Below are 19,097 nucleotides of genomic sequence, written 5' to 3' on the forward strand. Positions count from 1 at the left end.
GGGGAGCGCACGCGTCGTCCTGCGACGGTCAGCGCGTGCGGAGCGTCCCGTCCGAGCTTCGGGCCGCGATAGCGTCGAGCTCGGTGTGCACGAGGTCCCAGCAGGCGGGATCGTGGACGGATCCGAAATGACCGGCGACCGGCAGCTCGATGTTGCGCGCCCCGTCCAGCGCCGACCCCTCGGTCACGACCTGGTCGCCCCGCGGGAGCAGCGAGACGATGCGGGCGTCCGACGGATGCGGCCGGTCCGTGCGGGAGAGGTGCCGGCTGCGCGGATGGAAGAGTCCCAGCGGGGACGCCTGCACGAGGCGGGTCTCCTGCACCCGCGGCCACAGCAGCGAGCCGTGGAACGGTGCGGCGATCGCGACCATCCCGTGCAGCGCACCGTGGGAGCGGGGATCGGACAGCATCGCCCGTCCGATGAGCCCTCCCTTGGAATGCGCGAGGATCACGGTCTCGGGGCGCCCCGCGGCCTCCAGGGCGGCGAAGGCCAGCTCGAGGGATGTCTCGACGGTGCGGAGGTTCAGTCCCAGTCGCGGCACCGTGACCACATGGTGCCCCTGCGCCCCCAGGTGCGCCAGCAGCGGGCGCAGATACCGGTCGTTCTCCAGGATTCCCGGGAGGACCAGCACCGTCGTGCGTCCGCAGGCCGAGCTCTCTCCCGGACCGCTCGCCCGGGAGACGCCCTCCGCGGAGGCGCTCGGGCGCCCGCCCAGCGGCGACGCGGGCTGCGCCGCGGCCGATGCCCGTCGCGGCAGGAGAGCCTTCACCCAGTCCAGTCCGCCGACGATCCAGTCGCGCAGCGCGGCCGACGCCGTCATCCGCGGACGCCGCGAGTCGGCCCCGAGGGCCGGCTCCGGCGCGGACGCGGCCGGGGGCTGCGCCGCGGGCTGAGCAGAGGAGCGAGGAGCGTCATGGAGCACGGCCCCATCGTAGGAGGCGGATCGGGCTCGTCCCGCGACACCGCGGGACGAGCCCGATCCTGAGCATCCGGCGCTCAGCCGTCCTGGCCGCGACGACCGTCGTCGGCTCCGTCCGCCCCGCTCGTCCCGTCCGCCTCACTCGCCTCAGCGGTCTCGAGCGCCTCGGCAGCGGCGCGGACCGTCGCCTCCGGGAGCACGGTGAGACGCAGGGCCCCGCCGTCCTGGTCGACGCGGACTGTCTCCCCGTCGGCGATCTCGCCGCGGAGGATCATGCGGGCGAGGGAGTCCCCGATCTCCTTCTGGACGAGTCGCTTGAGAGGTCGGGCGCCGTAGGCGGGGTCCCATCCCTCGGCGGCGAGCCAGGAGATCGCCTCCTCGGACACGTCGAGCACGATGCGCCGATCCTCGAGGCGCTTCCCGACGGAGGCCACCTGCAGGGCGACGATCCGCGCGAGCTCCGCCCGGTCCAGGGCGTCGAACATGACGACGTCGTCGAGGCGGTTGAGGAACTCCGGCTTGAAGGAGGCCCGCACCACCTGCATGACCTTCTCGTGGCGCTCCTTCTCGGACAGCAGCTGGTCCTGCAGGAAGTGCGCGCCGAGGTTCGAGGTGAGGATGAGGATGGTCGAGCGGAAGTCCACCGTCCGTCCCTGGCCGTCGGTCAGGCGGCCGTCGTCGAGGACCTGCAGGAGGATGTCGAAGACGTCCGGATGCGCCTTCTCGATCTCGTCGAGCAGGACCACCGAATAGGGGCGGCGTCGGACGGCCTCCGTCAGCTGGCCTCCCTCGTCGTAGCCGACATACCCCGGAGGGGCGCCGACCAGGCGGGACACGCTGTGCTTCTCCCCGTACTCGGACATGTCGATGCGGATCATCGCCCGCTCGTCGTCGAAGAGGAACTCGGCGAGCGCCTTCGCGAGCTCGGTCTTCCCCACGCCCGTGGGTCCGAGGAACAGGAAGGAGCCCGTCGGACGGTTCGGGTCCGCGATCCCGGCACGGGCGCGACGGACGGCATCGGAGACCTCCGTGACGGCGCGCCGCTGCCCGATCAGCCGCTTCCCGATGATGTCCTCCATCTCCAGGAGCTTCTGGGTCTCGGACTGCAGCAGGCGCCCGGCGGGGATCCCCGTCCAGGAGCCGACGACATCGGCGATGTCGTCGGGCCCGACGTGGTCCGCGACCAGCGGGCGCTCCCCGTCGACGGTCTCGCCGCGGGCCTCGTTCTCCTCGGCCTCGTGCAGCTGGGACTTCAGGGCCGGGATGTCGCCGTAGAGGATCTTCGAGGCGGCCGTCAGGTCGCCCTCGCGCTGGGCCCGGTCGGCCTGCATGCGCAGCTGCTCGAGCTGAGCCTTGAGGTCGCCGACGAGGTTCAGCCCGGCCTTCTCCCGCTCCCAGCGGGCCGACAGCGCGGTCATCCGCTCGCCGCGGTCGGCGAGCTGCGAGCGCACGGACTCCAGCCGGGCGATGCTGCCGGGGTCGTCGCTGCCCTGCAGCGCGAGCTCCTCCATCTTCAGACGGTCGACCTGCCGGCGCAGGATGTCGAGCTCCTCGGGCGAGGAGTCCAGCTCCATGCGCTGGCGCGAGGCCGCCTCGTCGACCAGGTCGATGGCCTTGTCGGGCAGCTGGCGCCCGGAGATGTAGCGGTCCGAGAGGGTCGCGGCGGCCACGAGCGCGGCATCGGTGATCGACACCTTGTGGTGCGCCTCGTACTTGTCCTTGAGGCCGCGCAGGATCGTGATCGTGTCCTCGACGCTGGGCTCTCCGACGAAGACCTGCTGGAAGCGGCGCTCGAGCGCCGGATCCTTCTCGATGTTCTCGCGGTACTCGTCGAGGGTGGTCGCGCCGACCATCCGCAGCTCGCCGCGAGCGAGCATGGGCTTGAGCATGTTGCCGGCGTCCATCGCGCCGTCGCCCCCGCCGCCGGCGCCGACGACGGTGTGGAGCTCGTCGATGAAGGTGATGACCTGGCCCTCGCTGGTGCGGATCTCGTCGAGGACGGCCTTCATGCGCTCCTCGAACTCCCCGCGGTACTTGGAGCCGGCGACCATCGAGGACAGGTCCAGGGAGATCAGCCGCTTGCCGCGCAGGGAATCGGGCACGTCGCCCGCGACGATGCGCTGGGCGAGTCCCTCGACGACGGCGGTCTTGCCGACGCCGGGCTCGCCGATCAGGACGGGGTTGTTCTTGGTGCGTCGGCTCAGCACCTGGACCACCCGGCGGATCTCGCCGTCGCGGCCGATGACGGGATCGAGCCGGCCCTCGCGGGCCTGCTCGGTGAGGTCGATGCCGAACTTCTCGAGGCTCTTGAAGGTGCCCTCGGGGTTCTGGGTGTCCGTGCTCATGCGATCGTCTCCTGCGGTGAGTCGTTCGACGGCATCGCGCAGCAGGGCCGGTCCCGCGCCGAGGTCGGCGAGCAGGCGGGCCGCGTCGTCCGAGCCGAGCGCGATGCCGATCAGGAGGTGCTCGGTGGACAGATAGGTGCGGTGCTGGGCATCGGCCTCATGCCGGGCCGCTTCGAGCGCGTCGAAGCCCGCGCCCACGAAGGTGGGATGGGAGGCCGCGCCGCTGACGCGAGGCAGGGCCTCGACGGCGCGTCCGGCGCGTTCGAGGACCTCCGAGGGATCCGCGCCGACCTCGACCAGGGCGGCGCGGGCGATCCCGTCGGTCTGCGCGGCGAGGGGCACGAGCAGATGCAACGGGCTGATCTGGGGGTTTCCGAGCTCGGCGGCGCGCTGCGCGGCGGCGGCGACGGCCTCCTGGCTCCTGGTGGTGAACTGGAACTCCATGGGACTCCTCTCGAACCGGTCGGGGGCGCGGACCGATGGGACTGCGCGAGCGGACGCTCTCAGAGGCGACGGGGGCGCTCGGATGCGCTCCCGTCCGTCCTGCTCGCTCCTCCTCAACGTCGACGAAGTTGAGTCTATTCCGCTCAACTCTGTTCGTCGATGCCTCATCTGCTCCCGATCCGCTCTCGATCCGCTCTCGCCCCGGTCGCGCACCCTCCTCACGCATCGTTCATCCACAACGCCACGCGGAGCGCTCGCGAATCGGGGACGATGGTCCCGTCCCCGGTAGCATCGCACCGCACCGAGCACACCCCGCAGTCCCGACGCCGAATCCGAGGCCCCGATGTCCCAGTACCCCTCCTCCGACCCCGCGCACGGCCGTGCGGCGCCCGGCGCCCGTCCTCGTCCGGGGGCGTCCGCCGCCCCCAGCGGCGCGCCGTCCTTCCAGTCCCAGCCCCGCTTCGTCGACTACGGCACGCCCCGCGCCTACGACACCTCGGTGCGCCCGGCAGGTCCTCTCACCGCCGCGCGCTTCGCCCCGGCGCAGATCGACCGGCCGGCGACCGCGCAGCCGCATTCGGCCTGGTCGACCCAGACGCGGCGCATCGAGGAGATCGGCCAGAAGCCGGCGGCCGTCCCCGTCGTCGGCGTCCTGGTGTGGATCATCGCGATCGTGCTCGGCATCGCCCTGCTGGTCGTGCTGGGCCTGTCCTTCCTCGAGTTCGTGGTGTTTGCGAGCTCGAGCCCGATCTGGTGGCCCCTGTCGGCGTTCCTGGCGCTCATCTCGCTCATCGTGATCATCGGGACGATCACGGTGGCCGACCGCTGGGATCCGCAGCCCAAGCTCCTGCTGCTGATCGCGGTGCTCTGGGGCGCGGCGATCGCAGCCGGGATCTCCTACGTCCTCAACACGCTCAACGGCGTGATCTTCTACACGGTCACCGGCAACGAGGAGCTCACCGACACCCTGACCGCTGTCATCAGCGCACCGCTCGTCGAGGAGTCCAGCAAGGGCGCCGGTCTGATCCTGCTGATGCTCCTCGCCCGGCGGTACTTCAACGGACCGCTGGACGGCCTGATCTACGGCACCCTGATCGGCGGCGGCTTCGCCTTCACCGAGAACATCCTCTACTACACGCGCCAGGTCGAGGCCTCCGGCGCCGAGAGCCTGTTCTTCCTCGTCGGGATCCGCGGCGTGCTGAACATCTTCGGCCACGCCATCTACACCTCCCTCACCGGTGTGGTGATGGGCATGATCGTCCGCCGCTGGGGCACGATCCCCGGCGCGCTCTCCTTCATCGTCGCCGTGATCCCCGGCATGCTCCTCCACGGGGGATGGAACCTCGGGGCCTCGCTGATTACGAGCACCATCGTGATGCTCCTGCTGTTCGCCGCCGAGGCGGTGCTGTCCCTCATCTGGCTGGGGCTGATCGTCTATCTCGTCTTCGACGAGTCGCGCCTGACCCGGGTGCGCCTGGGCGACTACGCGAACCAGGGCTGGCTGACCCATGAGGAGGTCACCATGCTCGCCACCTGGAAGGGTCGCCGCGAGGGGCGGCGCTGGGCCGCGCAGATGGGCGCCAAGCCGCTCATGAAGAGGTTCATCCGCGAGAGCGCGGACCTCGCCTCCGTCCGCCAGCGGCTCCTGGCCGACGGCGCGAACCCGAAGGTCGTCGCCCAGGAGGCGTCGCTGCTGCAGCGGCTCACCGACAACCGCGCCGCCCTGCTGCACTCCCACCGCTGAGGCGGATCCTTCTGCGCGACGTGCGAGGGCCCGCGGCCGGTTCCCTCCGCGGGCCCTGGCATGTCAGTCGTCGAGGCGTCGACGCCGACGCTCGTGCGGACCGACCTCGTCGCGATCGTGCTCGTCGCCGCGCTCGGACCCGTGGAGCGCGGAATCCCGTCCGCGCAGACGATCCAGCTCCCGTCGCTCCCGCTTCGTGGGGCGGCCGGTGCCGCGGTCCCGCCGCGGTGGAGGGGCCATCAGCTGCGGGGCCGGTTCCGGGCTGCGGTCCTCGTAGGCCTCGCGGGCGATCGGGGCGCCGACGCGCTTGACGAGGATCTGACGGATCACCACGATCTTCTCCCGCCCCGGTGAGCGCACGCGCAGCTCGTCGCCGACGGTCACCTGCTGCGCCGCCTTCGTCGGGTCTCCGTTGCGGCGCACATGTCCGGCGCGGCAGGCGGCGGTCGCCGCCGAGCGGGTCGGGAAGAGCCGTGCGCTCCACAGCCACACGTCCAGCCGCACGGAGGCCGGTGCAGAATCCGCTGTCCAGGAGGCACCGGCGGATGAGGAGGCCGCGGCGCTCATGCCGCCGACGTCGGCACGAGCGGCCAGGGGTCGGCGGCCTCGAGCTGCGCGGCGAGGGCCAGCAGGAGCGGCTCGTCGCCGATGCGCACTCCCCCGAGCTGCACGCCGAACGGCAGCAGCGTCCCGTCGATCTCCTCGCGGTGCAGCGGCAGGCTGAGCGCCGGGCTGCCGGTCATGTTCCAGGTGCTCGTCCACGGGGTGAAGGCGCACTGGGCGTCGAAGTCCGCCGCCGGATCCTCCAGCTGGAGGTCCGCGGGGAACGCGGGCGGACCCGAGAGGGACGGCGTGATCACCGCGTCCAGACCCGCGAAGGCCGCGGCGGTGCTGCGCACCAGCTGCTGGACGGCGCCGAAAGCCTCCGCGAGGTCGACGGCGCTGAACTCCCGTCCCCGTGCGCGCAGCCAGCGGGTCAACGGCATCAGCGTGCTCTCGGCCTCCGGCGGCACGGGGATCGTCGCCGCGCCGACGGACCACAGCGGCATGAACGCGCGCCACTGCTCGGCGCCGAACGGGGCGGGGATCCGCACCGTCTCATGGCCGAGCCCCTCCAGCAGGGCGACCGCTCGCTCGAGCCCGCGCAGGGCGGCGGGATGGATGTCGGCCTCCGCGGCGATCGGCTCGGTGAGCACACCGATCCGCAGCGGGCGGACCGCTCCGTCGCAGTCGGCGAGATAGGAGCCGTGGTGGACGGGCGCGGCGTGGAAGTCCCCGGCGCGCGGTCCGGCGATGAGGTCGAGGCCGGCGGCGGCATCGCGGACGCTGCGGGCGAGCATCCCCTCGACAGCGAGGCCCAGGCCCTCCGTCACCAGCGGCCCCGTGGAGACGACGCCGCGGGACGGCTTGAGGCCGACGACCCCGCAGCACGCGGCCGGGATGCGGATCGATCCGCCGCCGTCGCCGCCGTGGGCGAGGGGGACGATCCCGGCGGCGAGCGCGGCGCCCGCCCCTCCGCTGGAGCCGCCCGCAGTGCGCCGCGGATCCCAGGGCGTGCGCGCGGGAGCGCCGGTGGCGGGCTCGGTGTAGCAGGGCATGCCGAACTCGGGGGTGGAGGTCTTGCCGATGGTCACCGTGCCGGCCTCGAGGATCCGCTCGGCGACGCCGTCCGTGGCCTCGGCCCGATAGCCCGCCATGACGGCGCTGCCGCCCTCGAAGGGCTCGCCCTCGACGCGCGCCAGGTCCTTGATGGGCAACGGCACCCCGAGCAGGGGTGCGGCATCGGCCAGATCGGCGAGGGCGTCCGCCCCGGCACGTCGGGCAGCGGCGATCCTCATGGCCGCGGTCTCGGCCTGGCGGCGGCTGCGCTCCTCGAGGACGTGGGCGAACGCACCGACGCGCGCGCCGACGGTGCGGGCGCCGGCGAGGACCGTCTCGGTGTGCTCGCGCACGTCGACGTCGCCGCGACGGAAGGCGTCGGCGAGCTCGAGCGCTCCGAGCGGCGCGCCGGTCATGCGCGGTCCTCCCTCGTGTCCTCGGCCAGCTCGCGGACATGCGCGACGATGCCCTCGAGCGCGGAGTCGATCTGCTGCCGGGTGATCTCGAAGTCGCTCTCGTCGCCGTACCAGGGGTCGCGGATGCCGGTGTCCGCGGGACCGGCGGGATCGAAGTCGCGCACCATCCGCAGGCGCCCGCCGAGTGTCTCCCCCATCATCCGTTCGAGCGGGCCGACATGGTCGTGGTCGAGCGCGAGGACGAGGTCCGCAGCGGCGAGCTCCTCCCGCGTCGCCGCCCGGGCGACGTGGGCGGAGGAGTCGATGCCGTGCGCGGCCAGCAGCGCCCCGGCGCGCGGATCGATCGGATTGCCGACCTCCCAGCGGGTGGTCCCGGCGCTCGCGACGGCGACCTTCTCCGCGAGGCCCTCCTGCTCGAGCGCACGGCGGAGGAGGAGCTCCGCCATCGGCGAGCGGCAGATGTTGCCCGTGCAGACCGTGAGGACGCGGACCGTCATCGGGTCTCCTCGCCGAGGTCGGCGGCATCGGCGAGCAGGTCGTGATAGTCGGGATGGCGCTGGATCCAGCCGCGCACGAACCAGCACGTCGGCTGCGCGCGCAGTCCGGAGGCGCGGATGTCGTCGAGCGCGAAGCGCACGAGCATAGAGCCGATGCCCTGACCCGAGTGCTCGGGCGCGACCACGGTGGAGCGGAGGTCCCTCAGGCGGGGCCCTCCGTCGTCGGGGTCGGCCACGTCCCCGTACTGGAGCACTCCGAGGACCTCCTCGCCGCGGTGAGCCTCGTACCGGTCACGGTCGGTGTCGTGGACCAGGCGCGTCTCGCCGGGTGCGACGGAGCTGTCATCCATGCCGGTCACGGTACACTGCCGATCATGCCCGCGCCCCTGATCTGGCACATCACCGCGCTGCCCGCCTGGGAGGCGGCAGTGCGCGATGGCGCGTACACGCAGTCCACCCGCGGCTGCGAGCTCGACGAGGTCGGCTTCGTCCACGCCTGCTGGCCCGAGCAGGTCTCGATGGTCGCCAAGCGCGTGTACCCCGACCGCCCCGATGATCTGGTGATCCTCGAGATCGACGTCGCCCGGGTCGAGGCCGAGGGGATCGCCGTGGACATCGAGGCCGACGACAAGGGCCGCGGCCGCGGATATCCGCATGTCAAGGGACCGCTGCCGATCGGCGCCGTGCTGCGCCTGCGGCGCACGAAGTGGATAGGCCGCGAGTTCGTCGTCGTCGCGTGATGCCCCGACGCCGCCCGTCGGCGTAGCATCGAGCATGGCCCGTTACCTGGACATCCATCCCGTCGACCCGCAGCAGCGGCTGATCGATCAGACCGTCGAGGTCCTGCGGTCCGGAGGGCTGATCGCCTACCCGACCGACTCCTGCTACGCCCTCGGGTGCACGCTCGACGCCCATGAGGGCCTCGAGCGGATCCGGCGGATCCGCCAGCTGGGCAAGGACCACAACTTCACCCTCGTCTGCGCGGACTTCGCGCAGCTGGGCCAGTTCGTGCTGGTCTCCAACCCGATGTTCCGGCTGGTCAAGAACGCGACACCGGGCCCGTACACCTTCATCCTGCCGGCCACCAGAGAGGTGCCGCGACGGATGGCGCATCCGAAGAAGCACACCGTCGGCGTGCGCATCCCCGAGCATCGGGTGGCGCATGCGCTGGTGGAGGCGCTCGGCGAGCCCATCGTGTCCTCGACCCTGCTGCTGCCGGGGCAGGAGCAGCCGCCGTCGGAGGCCTGGGTGGTCCAGGATCTGCTGGACCAGCAGGTCGATGTCATCATCGACGCCGGAGAGGTGGGGGTGGAGCCGACGACCGTCGTCGACCTCTCGAAGGGCGAGGTCGTCATCGCCCGCGAGGGCGCGGGCGACCCGGACCGCTTCTGATCCATCGCGTGATCCGGGCGCATGATCCGGGCCCGTGATCCAGGCGCGTGATCCGGGCGAGCGGCCTCCCGCTCAGCTCCCGGCAGGGGCGTGCTCCGTGCGGCGGGGGCGGGCGCTGAGGGCGCCGGCGAAGATGAGGATGCCCACCGCGTAGATCGGCACCAGCCACAGCGCGAAGTGCAGCGTGAGCGCGTCGGCGATCGCTCCCACCAGCGGAGGCGTGACGAAGAAGCCGATCCGCGCGAACCAGCCGACCACCGTGATGCCGACGCCGTGCGGCACGCCTGGCATGTCGTCGGCCGCCCGATAGGCCGCGGGGAACAGCGTCGCCACGCCCCAGCCGGCCGCGGCGAAGCCGATCATGGCCGTCACCGGCGAGGGGACGAGCAGGGCGAAGCTCATCCCGACGGCGGAGACCAGCGCTCCCAGCCGGGCGGTCGCGCGGTCGCCGAGGCGGTCGACGACGGCGTCGCCGGTGAACCGGCCGATCGTCTGCGCGCCCTGCAGGCAGACGAAGGCGAGGCTCGCGACGAAGGGCGTGACCGCGAAGGTCGAGGTCATGAACAGGGCGCCCCAGGTGCTGCCGGCGTCCTCGGTGGATCCGGCGAACACCAGGACCACGCCGAGGGCGGCGATCAGCGCGAGCCCGCGCAGGCTCATCCCGGCGATGCTCCGTCCGCCGGCCGCACCGGTCGCCCCGGTCGCACCGGTCGCACCGCCCAGGCTGTCGACGGGGATCTCCGCGGCGCTCGCGACCGAGGGCGAGGCGACCTCCGCGCGCTCGCTCGCATCGTGGCCGGTCAGCATGAAACGTCCCGAGATCACGGCGAGGACGCCGAACAGCACGAGGCCGATGACGCCCTGGAGCCACAGCGCGAGGCCCACCTGCGCCGCGATGCCGCCGAGGATCCCGCCGGCGACCGCGCCCAGCGACCACCAGCCGTGATAGCTGTTCATGATCGAGCGCCGATAGCGTCGCTCGACCCGCATCCCGTGGGCGTTCATGGAGATGTCGGTGACGGCGTCGGCCGCGGCAGCCAGCAGCAGCGAGCCTGCGAGCCACAGCCAGGAGCCGGAGGTGTACACGAGCAGGTGCACCGTCGAGGCGATGATCTGGGCGACCACCGCCGTGCGCGCGGAGCCGAAGCGGCGCATGAGGGCCGCCGCGGAGAGCCCTGCCAGGAGTCCCCCGACGGGGCCGATGCCGACCGCCAGGCCGAAGGCGGTGTTGCTCAGCCCGATCTGCGCGACGAGCTCCGGGTAGCGCGGCAGGATCGCGCAGAAGGACGCCCCGTTGAGGAGGAACAGCAGCGAGACGGCCCAGCGCGCGCGACGCACCTCGAGGGGCGGGGCGGGGCGGGGGGTCCGGGCGGGCTGGGGGTGTTCGGCGGAGGGAGCGTTCACGACGCACCATCCTCCTCTGTTCCCGGGCCCCGGTGCAACGTTCCCGTGGCACGTCGCGCGATGTTCCCGAGGCGCATCGCGATGCTTCCGCCGTCGGGCCGGGGACCGGACGTACGCTGTGGCCATGTCGACGCATATCGGTGCCTCCCCCGATCAGATCTCCCCCTACGTGCTGATGCCGGGCGACCCCTACCGGGCCCGTTGGATCAGTGAGACCTTCCTCGAAGACCCCGTCCAGTACAACGACGTGCGCGGGATGCTCGGCTACACGGGCACTTACCAGGGTGTGCGGATCTCCGTGCAGGGTTCCGGCATGGGACAGCCCTCGATGGCCATCTACGCGCAGGAGCTGTTCGTCGACTACGACGTGCAGGCCATCATCCGGGTCGGGACCTGCGGCGGCCTCTCGGAGACCGTCAACGTTCGCGATGTCATCCTGGGCCTCGCGGCCTCGACCGACTCGGGCATGAATCGGATCCGCTTCGGCGAGGTGTCCTTCGCCCCGGCGGCCGACTTCGAGCTCGCCCGCCTCGCCGCCGACGTCGCCGAGGAGCGCCTGCTCCCCGTCGTCGCGGGAGGACTCTTCTCCTCCGATCAGTTCTACTCCCCCGATCCGCTGATCGCGTCGACGCTCGCCACCTACGGCGTGCTCGGCGTGGAGATGGAGGCCGCGGCGCTGTACACGCTGGCGGCGCAGTTCTCGCGGAAGGCGCTCGCGGTGTGCACGGTCTCGGACCATCTCCTGACCGGCGAGGAGACCAGCGCCCTGGAGCGCCAGGAGAGCTTCGAGGACATGATCATCATGGCGCTCGAGACCGTCGTGCGTCTGGATCGCGGACGCTCCTGACCGGACGCTCCTGACCGGGCGGCCCCCGGACGTGCGAGAGCCCGGCACCCCCTCAGGGGTGCCGGGCTCTCGTCGACGAGGCTCCGCGTGCGGATCTCCGCCGGGTCGCGCGCTCCGCGGTCGGGGCGCTGCTCCGGTCAGGAGAGGAAGCGCGGAACCGTGTCGAAGGTCAGGAAGAGCGCCAGGATGCTCATGCCCAGGCCGACCAGGAAGGTGACCGGCGTGAAGAAGGCCATCACGTAGAGTCCGCCTGCGAACAGGAGGAACAGGATCGCGAACAGGATCCACGACTGGACGAGACCGTTGCCCTCGTGCGTCGTGACCGACGCCTGACCCTCGACCTGCTCGGTCGTGGTGGTCGCCTGCTCAGTGCTCATGCTGCTGCTTCCTCCGCTCGAGGGGATCGCTCAGGACTGCTGCTGCCGTGGGGCGCGCGCCTGGACGAGCGCTCCCGGATGATGACGCTCAGTCCTCATCCTAGACCAGCGACGAGGGTGCTGCGCGCATCCTCACGGTGGCGGATCGCACCCACGAGGGCGGCGAAGAGCCCTTCGCCCTCGGCGCGCGGGGCGTCGAGCTCGGGATGCCACTGGACCGCGATGACCGGAGCCCCGTCGACCGCCTCGACCGCGAGCGGCAGGCCGCTCGCATGACGGGCGACGATGCGGAGGTCGCCCGCGACCTCGCGGACCCCCTGATGGTGGTAGGCGGTGACCTCGGCGCTCGTGCCGAGGGCGAGGGCCACATCGCTGTCGGCGTCGATCTCGACGTCGACCTGGACCGGGGCGAGCCCCGTCGTCGGATGCGCGGGGAGGTCGACCGGGAGGTGGCGATGCAGGGAGCCGCCCTCGGCGACGGTGATGATCTGCAGGCCGCGGCAGACGCCGAGCACCGGCACCTCGGCCCGGCGGGCGGCGCGGTAGAGCGCGGTCTCGAAGGCGTCGCGCTCGGGATCGGGCGTCATGTCGGTGGGCAGCGGGGTCTCGCCCAGCAGCGCCGGGTCGAGGTCGGTGCCGCCGGTCAGCACGAGCCCGTCGAGCTCGGCGACCTCCTCATCGGTCCACTCGTCCTGCGGGGCGATGATCACGGCCCGGGCGCCGGCTTCGCGGATCGCTCGCACGTAGTGCTCGGTGACGGTGACGACGCGGTGCCCTTCCCAGGCGCCGGACATCATCCGGGACGCTCCTGCGGTGACTCCGATGAGCGGTCGACGGGTGGTCGGGCGCTGCGCCATGAGTGGTCCTTTCCGCGTGGAGTGTCCGCCGCCGATCGGCGACAGGCACAGTCCACTCCCCCGCGCCCCTCGCGCGCCATCTCCGTGGCGGAATGTGACGGCGGGGCGTCGGCGGTGGACCGCGGGCGCCTCAGGAGGTGCGCATGCGGTCCCTCGGCCGGCGCGCGGCGGCGGCCGAGATCGCTGTGCGGTAATGCCCCTCGAGCTGCTCGCAGAGGACCGGCCAGGTGCGCTTGCGGACCGATTCCAGCGCCGCCCGGCCCATGGCCCGGCGCTTGGCGTCGTCGAACAGCAGGTCGGTGACGGATTCGCGCAGCTCGTCGAGCATGCCGGGGGTGTACAGGTGGCCGGTGCGGCTGGGGTCGACGATGTCGACGGGTCCGCCGCGCCGCGGTGCGACCACGGGCAGGCCCGAGGCCATGGCCTCCTGCAGGGTCTGCCCGAAGGTCTCCAGCTCGCCGGGGTGGACGAACAGATCGGCGCTGGCCAGGTGCGTCGCGAGGTCGGTCCCGGAGCGGAAGCCGACGAACCGCGCCCGCGGCATGGCGCGGCGCAGCGTGTCGCGCTCGGGCCCGTCGCCGACGATCAGGAGGCGCACGCCCGGGATGTCGTGGACGACGCGGAGGTCCTCCACCTGCTTCTCGGGGGCGAGGCGGCCGACGTACACGACGAGCCGCTCGTCGGGCTCGGCATAGCGGGCGCGGAGCCGCTCGCTGCGCAGCGAGGGCGAGAACAGCGAGGTGTCCACGCCGCGCCCCCACAGCTTCACGCGCTCGACGCCGTGCTCCTCGAGCTGATCGCGCGTGGAGCGGGAGGGGGCGAGGGTGAGGTCGCAGCGGTTGTGCAGGTCACGCAGCAGCTGCCAGGAGGCGGCCTCGAGGAAGGGCATCCCGTACTTCGCGGTGTACCCCGGGATATCGGTCTGGTAGACCGCCACGGTGGGCACGCCGGCCTTCTGCGCGGCGACCGCGGCGCGGCCGCCGAGGATCGTCGGCGAGGCGAGATGGATGACATCGGGGGCGAAGTCCTCGATGCGGCGCCGCAGCTGGACGGCGCTCGCGGCGGCGATCCTCACATCGGCATAGCCCGGCAGGGGCGCGGACACCACGCGGTGCACGCGGACGCGGCGCCCGCAGGGGGTGCGCCGGAAGCGGTCGGCTCCGCGGGTATGCGGGGCGATGATCTCCAGATCCTCGCCGGCGGCCGCGAAGCGGTCGACGACCTGCAGGACGGAGTTCGTCACACCGTTCATATGCGGAAGGAAGGACTCTGCGACGACAAGTATCCTCACGCCCGCATCATCCCGCCCCCGGGTAGCCGCGGCTCGGCCCCCGGATGGCGGACGGCCGACGGTCGGGTGACATCCTGTCCGCCCGTCCGTCGGCCCGCCCGGCCGTCCGGCGACACCCCGCCCGGCGACACCCCGCCCGGCGGCGCCCCGCTCGTCGGCCGTGCGCTCAGAGGCGGCGGGAGGCGATCTGCGCGCCCTGCACGAGGGACTCGAGCTTGGCCCAGGCGATGTCGGGGTGGATGCGCCCGCCCAGGCCGCAGTCGGTCGAGCCGACCACGCGCTCGGGGCCGACGATGCGGGCGAAGCGCTCGAGGCGCTGCGCGACCAGCTCGGGATGCTCGACGACGTTGGTGGCGTGGGAGACGATGCCGGGCACGAGCACCCGGTCCTCGGGCAGCTCGACGTCCCGCCACACCGTCCACTCGTGCTCGTGGCGGGCGTTGGCCGCCTCGAAGCTGTAGAACTTCGCCTTCACCTCGAGCAGCAGGCCGACGATGTGGCGCAGCTCGATGTCGGTGGTGTGGGGGCCGTGCCAGGAGCCCCAGCACAGGTGGAAGCGGGTCTGCTCGGTGGGCACGTTCACGAGCGCCCGGTTGACGGCGTCGACGCGCTTGCGGGTGAACGCGAGGTAGTCCTCGACGCTCGGCTCGGGGTTGATCTGGTCCCAGTTCTCGGCGAAGGAGGGGTCGTCGACCTGCACCACGAGGCCGGCCGCGGCGATCGCCTCGTACTCCGGGCGCATGACCTCGACCCAGGCGTCGAGGAAGGCGTCCTCGTCGCCGTAGTGGGCGTCGACGATGCGGCTGCCGGAGCCCGGCGACAGGGAGGTGATGAAGCCGGTGCCGTAGCCGGAGGCGTCCAGGGCCGCGCGGAGGTTGGCGGTGTCCTGGGCGACGAGCTCGCGACCCAGGGCCGAGTAGGCCACCGCCGAGGTCGCCGCCGGGAAGGTGTGCTGGGCGCCGAGCGAGATGCCGGACTCGGGATCCGAGTAGGCGGAGCGGAAGATCTGCCAGTCGCGGCGATCGGGGAAGGTCGTCAGGCGCACGTTCCCGGGGGTCGAGCGGACGGGCTCGCCGCTGAGGTGGTCGGCGCCGGTGAGCTCGAGGCCGGAGGTGCGATCGAAGATGTAGGACCACCAGGAGCCGTAGTTCACGGAGGTGCCCATCGCGTGGCCGTACTCGCCGTCGCCGGGGATCGAGATCCCGATCCGCCGCTGGCGCTCGACGACGTCGGCGACGGCCGTCGCCAGCACCTCGCGGTGCTCGTCGGTCGGGATCGGGGCGATGCCGTCCTCGGCGAGAGGACGGGACGCGTTGGCGGCGATCAGCGCAGGGGTCCGCGGGAGGGACCCGGCGTGGGAGGTGAGGATCTCGGTCATGCAGGAAGGTTAAGCCGGATGTCGCGGACCCTCCCGCCCCGACCGTCATCCGGGTTCATATGTCGGTTCGCGTCACCGCACGTCAGGGCCAGGTGACCTGGAGGTTGCGGTCGCCCCAGGCCTGGTCGATACGCCGCACGGGCGGCCAGTACTTCGCCTGCACCCGCTGCTGGACGCTGTCGTGCACCGTGCCGTCCTCGACGGCCGTCCCGACGCCCGGGTAGACCGCGAGCTCGCGGGAGTAGGGGTGGGTCCACTCCCCCGTCGCGATCGCGGCGGCCGTGTGCGGGGCGTTGACCAGCGGATTGTCGTCTGCCGGCCAGGTCCCGGCGGCGACCTCGTCGGCCTCCTCCGCGATCATCAGCATCGCGTCGACGAAGCGGTCGAGCTCCTCGAGGTCCTCGGACTCGGTCGGCTCGACCATCAGGGTGCCGGCGACCGGGAAGGACATCGTCGGGGCGTGGAAGCCGTAGTCGACCAGGCGCTTGGCGACGTCGTCGACGGTGATCCCGGTGCGCGCGGTCAGCGGCCGCAGATCCACGATGCACTCGTGGGCGACCAGGCCCTCCTCGCCCGTGTAGAGGATCTCGTAGGCGTCCTCCAGACGACGGGCGACGTAGTTGGCCGCGAGCACGGCCGAGGCGGTCGCATGGCGCAGCCCCTCCGGCCCCATCAGGCGGATGTATGTCCAGGAGATCGGCAGGATCGACGGGGATCCGTAGGGCGCCTGCGAGACGGGCGCGCCCCCATGCACCTGCTCGCCCTGCCCGGCGACGGCGTGCTCGGCCCGCTGGCTCGCCGGGTGCCCGGGCAGGAACGGCGCGAGGTGAGCCTTCGCGGCGACGGGGCCGACGCCGGGCCCTCCGCCGCCGTGCGGGATGCAGAAGGTCTTGTGCAGGTTCAGGTGCGAGACGTCGCCGCCGAACTCGCCGGGCCGCGCGACCTGGAGCAGGGCGTTGAGGTTCGCCCCGTCGACGTAGACCTGCCCGCCGGCGTCGTGCACCAGCTCGCAGACCGTGCGCACCTGCTCCTCGTACACGCCGTGGGTCGAGGGGTAGGTGATCATGAGGGCGGCGAGCTCATCGCCGTGATCCTTGATCTTCTGCTGGAGGTCGTCGACGTCGATGTTGCCGCGGGAGTCGGAGGCGACCACCACGACCCGCAGCCCTGCGTTCACGGCGCTCGCCGCGTTGGTGCCGTGGGCGGAGCTCGGCACCAGGCAGACGGTGCGCCCGGACTCCCCGCGGGAGGCGTGGTAGGCGCGGATCGCCAGCAGTCCGGCGAACTCGCCCTGGGAGCCGGCGTTGGGCTGCAGGGAGACCGTGTCGTAGCCGGTCAGGCCCGCGAGCCACCGCTCGAGCTGCGCGATCATCTCCAGGTAGCCCTCAACGTCCTCGCGCGGGGCGAAGGGGTGGACGGCGCTGAAGCCGTCCCAGGTGATCCCGGCCATCTCGGTGGCGGCGTTGAGCTTCATCGTGCACGAACCCAGCGGGATCATCCCGCGGTCCAGCGCGAAGTCGCGGTCGGCGAGACGGCGCAGGTAGCGCATCATCGCGGTCTCCGAGCGGAACGAGGAGAACACCGGGTGGCGCAGGTAGTCGCGCTCGCGGACGAGCCCGCCCCATCCCGCGCCGACGGCGGTCGTCCCTCCGGCCTCCGTCGCTCCGTCGGCCGCAGGGTCGCCGTCGGTCGACGGAGCGGCCCCGAGGGCGCCGGCGAGCGCCGCGGCGATAACGGGCACGTCCTGATCGGTGACCGTCTCGTCGAGGCTCAGGTGGACGGTCCCGGGGTCTGTCGCGTGCAGCAGCCAGCCGGCCTCGCCGACGGCGCGGACGATCTCCTCGGCCCGTCCGTCCGCGCGCAGCTCGAGGGTGTCGAAGAAGGAGTCGTGGACGAGCTCGGCGCCGGCCGCCCGCAGCAGGTCCGCCAGGCGCGCGGTGCGCTCGGCGACGCCGGCGCCGATCCGGGCGAGGCCCTCGGGCCCGTGGTAGACGGCGAACATCGCGGCCATCACCGCGAGCAGGACCTGGGCGGTGGTGATGGAGCTGGTCGCCTTCTCGCGGCGGATGTGCTGCTCGCGGGTCTGCAGGGACAGGCGGAAGGCCGGGGCGCCGTCGGCATCCTTCGAGAGGCCGACGAGGCGACCGGGCAGCTGGCGCTCGAGGCCCCGGCGCACCGCGACGAAGCCCGCATGCGGACCCCCGAAGCCGAGCGGGATCCCGAAGCGCTGGGTGGTGCCGATGACGACGTCCGCGCCGAGCGATCCCGGCGAGGCGAGCTGGGTCAGGGCCAGCAGATCCGCGGCGACGACGGCGACGGCGCCGGTCCCCTTCACCGCGGCGATCGCGTCCCGCGGGTCCCAGACGCGGCCGGACGCCCCGGGGTACTGGAAGAGCGCGCCGAGGTAGTCCTCGTCCTCGGGGGCGCCGTCGACGGCGAGGTCGACCTCGCGCAGCTCGATGCCGAGGCCCTCGGCGCGGCCGGCGAGCACCGCCTTGGTCGCCGGCAGCGCGTCCGCGTCCACGAGGAAGACCGGCGCCTTCCGCTTCGCGGTGCGGCGCGCGAGCATCAGGGCCTCGGCGGCGGAGGTGGCCTCGTCGAGGGTGGAGGCGTTGGAGACGTCCATCCCGGTGAGGTCGCAGATCATCGTCTGGAAGGTCATGAGCGCCTCGAGGCGGCCCTGCGAGATCTCCGGCTGGTACGGCGTGTAGGCGGTGTACCAGGCCGGGTTCTCCAGGATGTTGCGCTGGATCACGGCCGGGGTGTGCGTCCCGTGGTAGCCGAGGCCGATCAGGGAGCGCCGCACCCGGTTGCGGTCGGCCAGGGCCCGCAGCTCGGCGAGCGCCGCGGGCTCGGAGACGCCCGCGGGCACCCCCGAGGCGGCGTCGGCCTCGAGCAGGATCGTCGCGGGCACGGCGCGCCGCAGCAGGTCGTCGAGGGACTCGAGCCCGAGGACCTCGAGCATGCGGGTCTGCTCCTCGGAGCCGGTACCGACATGACGGCGGACGAAGGACTCGTCGGCGTGCAGGGAGGCGGAAGGGACGGACATGCGCGATGACCCCCGGAGGACGGTGCGGACGGGACGGAAGCGGGCAGGGCCCTGGTGCGACGTGCGGCGGCCGACGCTCATCGGCCGAACAGCTGCGGCCGACGGCCGGCGAGCGTTCCCTCGCCCGCCGGCCGGTCCGGCGGCTCAGGCCTCGGTGAGGCGCGTGTACTCCTCGGCGCTGAGCAGATCGTCGGGGAGCCCCTCGATGCTCGCGGTGATCAGCCAGCCCTTGTCGAACGGGGAGGCGTTGACCAGCTCCGGGGAGTCCACGACGTCCTGGTTGACGCTGAGGACGGTGCCGTCGACCGGGGAGAAGAGGTCGGACACCGACTTGGTGGACTCGATCTCCCCCATCTCGGTGCCCGCGGTGAGCGAGTCGCCGGCCTGCGGGAGATCGACGTAGACGACATCGCCGAGCTGGCCCGCGGCGTAGTCGGTGACGCCGATGACGACGGTGCCGTCCTCGGCGAGGCGGACCCACTCGTGGTCCTTGCTGTAGCGGAGATCATCTGCCATGGGTGGTCCTTTCGGGGACGGG

16 protein-coding genes and 1 pseudogene are annotated in these 19,097 nt (G+C 72.4%); 4 read left to right on the plus strand and 13 right to left on the minus strand.

From position 1 onward, the window contains the following. Nucleotides 1-28: 28 nt before the first annotated feature. A complete protein-coding gene (locus ACXET9_RS00505; RefSeq protein ID WP_457883854.1) occupies nucleotides 29-922 on the minus strand; it encodes an esterase/lipase family protein in 894 nt (297 codons plus the stop codon). A 74-nt stretch (nucleotides 923-996) separates the two neighbouring features. Then, nucleotides 997-3,708 carry an ATP-dependent Clp protease ATP-binding subunit gene (locus tag ACXET9_RS00510; RefSeq protein WP_457883855.1) on the minus strand — a complete coding sequence of 904 codons (2,712 nt, stop codon included), beginning with the start codon at nucleotides 3,706-3,708 and terminating at the stop codon, nucleotides 997-999. A 343-nt stretch (nucleotides 3,709-4,051) separates the two neighbouring features. Here ACXET9_RS00510 and ACXET9_RS00515 point away from each other — a divergent pair, with 343 nt between their 5' ends. After that, a complete protein-coding gene (locus tag ACXET9_RS00515; protein ID WP_457883857.1) occupies nucleotides 4,052-5,452 on the plus strand; it encodes a PrsW family glutamic-type intramembrane protease in 1,401 nt (466 codons plus the stop codon). A 153-nt stretch (nucleotides 5,453-5,605) separates the two neighbouring features. Here ACXET9_RS00515 and ACXET9_RS00520 read toward each other — a convergent pair. From ACXET9_RS00520 to ACXET9_RS00535, 4 genes and pseudogenes are all read right to left on the minus strand, one after another. Continuing rightward, nucleotides 5,606-6,019: pseudogene (locus ACXET9_RS00520) on the minus strand (RNA-binding S4 domain-containing protein); the annotation flags it as partial. Then, complete coding sequence (locus ACXET9_RS00525) at nucleotides 6,016-7,467, minus strand: amidase (RefSeq protein ID WP_457883859.1); 1,452 nt, start codon at nucleotides 7,465-7,467, stop codon at nucleotides 6,016-6,018. The pseudogene ACXET9_RS00520 and the gene ACXET9_RS00525, both read right to left, overlap by 4 nt. Further along, nucleotides 7,464-7,964, minus strand: coding sequence for a low molecular weight protein-tyrosine-phosphatase (locus tag ACXET9_RS00530; RefSeq protein WP_457883860.1), 501 nt, complete (start codon nucleotides 7,962-7,964; stop codon nucleotides 7,464-7,466). Before ACXET9_RS00530 ends, ACXET9_RS00525 begins: the two co-directional genes overlap by 4 nt. Next, the gene (locus tag ACXET9_RS00535) at nucleotides 7,961-8,314 is read right to left on the minus strand and encodes a GNAT family N-acetyltransferase (protein WP_457883861.1); all 354 of its coding nucleotides are present in this window, start codon (nucleotides 8,312-8,314) and stop codon (nucleotides 7,961-7,963) included. Before ACXET9_RS00535 ends, ACXET9_RS00530 begins: the two co-directional genes overlap by 4 nt. A 24-nt stretch (nucleotides 8,315-8,338) precedes the next feature. Between ACXET9_RS00535 and ACXET9_RS00540 the strand changes: the two genes are divergently transcribed. Continuing rightward, nucleotides 8,339-8,704: a DUF952 domain-containing protein gene (locus tag ACXET9_RS00540; RefSeq protein WP_457883863.1), complete on the plus strand. Its 366-nt coding sequence runs from the start codon at nucleotides 8,339-8,341 to the stop codon at nucleotides 8,702-8,704. Nucleotides 8,705-8,738: 34 nt separating this feature from the next. Then, nucleotides 8,739-9,356, plus strand: coding sequence for an L-threonylcarbamoyladenylate synthase (locus ACXET9_RS00545; protein WP_457883865.1), 618 nt, complete (start codon nucleotides 8,739-8,741; stop codon nucleotides 9,354-9,356). Between the two features lie 72 nt (nucleotides 9,357-9,428). Here the strand turns inward: ACXET9_RS00545 and ACXET9_RS00550 are convergent, their stop codons facing one another. Then, nucleotides 9,429-10,760: an MFS transporter gene (locus ACXET9_RS00550; RefSeq protein ID WP_457883867.1), complete on the minus strand. Its 1,332-nt coding sequence runs from the start codon at nucleotides 10,758-10,760 to the stop codon at nucleotides 9,429-9,431. A 124-nt stretch (nucleotides 10,761-10,884) separates the two neighbouring features. Between ACXET9_RS00550 and deoD the strand changes: the two genes are divergently transcribed. Further along, on the plus strand, nucleotides 10,885-11,607 hold the full coding sequence (gene deoD / locus ACXET9_RS00555) for a purine-nucleoside phosphorylase (protein ID WP_457883869.1): 723 nt from the start codon (nucleotides 10,885-10,887) through the stop codon (nucleotides 11,605-11,607). Between the two features lie 137 nt (nucleotides 11,608-11,744). Here the strand turns inward: deoD and ACXET9_RS00560 are convergent, their stop codons facing one another. From ACXET9_RS00560 to gcvH, 6 genes are all read right to left on the minus strand, one after another. Next, nucleotides 11,745-11,984, minus strand: coding sequence for a hypothetical protein (locus ACXET9_RS00560; protein ID WP_457883871.1), 240 nt, complete (start codon nucleotides 11,982-11,984; stop codon nucleotides 11,745-11,747). Between the two features lie 95 nt (nucleotides 11,985-12,079). Then, entirely contained in the window at nucleotides 12,080-12,841 is a 762-nt protein-coding gene (locus tag ACXET9_RS00565) for a gamma-glutamyl-gamma-aminobutyrate hydrolase family protein (RefSeq protein ID WP_457883872.1), read from the minus strand. Nucleotides 12,842-12,971: 130 nt separating this feature from the next. Then, the gene (locus tag ACXET9_RS00570) at nucleotides 12,972-14,132 is read right to left on the minus strand and encodes a glycosyltransferase family 4 protein (protein WP_457883874.1); all 1,161 of its coding nucleotides are present in this window, start codon (nucleotides 14,130-14,132) and stop codon (nucleotides 12,972-12,974) included. Between the two features lie 166 nt (nucleotides 14,133-14,298). Then, entirely contained in the window at nucleotides 14,299-15,510 is a 1,212-nt protein-coding gene (locus ACXET9_RS00575; RefSeq protein ID WP_457883875.1) for a cobalamin-independent methionine synthase II family protein, read from the minus strand. A gap of 82 nt (nucleotides 15,511-15,592) precedes the next feature. Further along, entirely contained in the window at nucleotides 15,593-18,559 is a 2,967-nt protein-coding gene (gene gcvP / locus ACXET9_RS00580) for an aminomethyl-transferring glycine dehydrogenase (protein WP_457883876.1), read from the minus strand. Between the two features lie 144 nt (nucleotides 18,560-18,703). Then, nucleotides 18,704-19,075 carry a glycine cleavage system protein GcvH gene (gene gcvH, locus ACXET9_RS00585; RefSeq protein ID WP_457883877.1) on the minus strand — a complete coding sequence of 124 codons (372 nt, stop codon included), beginning with the start codon at nucleotides 19,073-19,075 and terminating at the stop codon, nucleotides 18,704-18,706. Nucleotides 19,076-19,097 lie beyond the last annotated feature (22 nt).

Source organism: Brachybacterium netajii (SeqCode) (assembly GCF_054114245.1).

Coding starts and splice junctions, on each gene's coding strand:
- gcvP (WP_457883876.1), bottom strand. CDS start 18,559: ATGTCCGTCCCTTCCGCCTCCCTGCACGCCGACGAGTCCTTCGTCCGC.
- ACXET9_RS00545 (WP_457883865.1), top strand. CDS start 8,739: ATGGCCCGTTACCTGGACATCCATCCCGTCGACCCGCAGCAGCGGCTG.
- ACXET9_RS00515 (WP_457883857.1), top strand. CDS start 4,052: ATGTCCCAGTACCCCTCCTCCGACCCCGCGCACGGCCGTGCGGCGCCC.
- gcvH (WP_457883877.1), bottom strand. CDS start 19,075: ATGGCAGATGATCTCCGCTACAGCAAGGACCACGAGTGGGTCCGCCTC.
- ACXET9_RS00565 (WP_457883872.1), bottom strand. CDS start 12,841: ATGGCGCAGCGCCCGACCACCCGTCGACCGCTCATCGGAGTCACCGCA.
- deoD (WP_457883869.1), top strand. CDS start 10,885: ATGTCGACGCATATCGGTGCCTCCCCCGATCAGATCTCCCCCTACGTG.
- ACXET9_RS00525 (WP_457883859.1), bottom strand. CDS start 7,467: ATGACCGGCGCGCCGCTCGGAGCGCTCGAGCTCGCCGACGCCTTCCGT.
- ACXET9_RS00575 (WP_457883875.1), bottom strand. CDS start 15,510: ATGACCGAGATCCTCACCTCCCACGCCGGGTCCCTCCCGCGGACCCCT.
- ACXET9_RS00510 (WP_457883855.1), bottom strand. CDS start 3,708: ATGGAGTTCCAGTTCACCACCAGGAGCCAGGAGGCCGTCGCCGCCGCC.
- ACXET9_RS00560 (WP_457883871.1), bottom strand. CDS start 11,984: ATGAGCACTGAGCAGGCGACCACCACGACCGAGCAGGTCGAGGGTCAG.
- ACXET9_RS00530 (WP_457883860.1), bottom strand. CDS start 7,964: ATGACGGTCCGCGTCCTCACGGTCTGCACGGGCAACATCTGCCGCTCG.
- ACXET9_RS00535 (WP_457883861.1), bottom strand. CDS start 8,314: ATGGATGACAGCTCCGTCGCACCCGGCGAGACGCGCCTGGTCCACGAC.
- ACXET9_RS00540 (WP_457883863.1), top strand. CDS start 8,339: ATGCCCGCGCCCCTGATCTGGCACATCACCGCGCTGCCCGCCTGGGAG.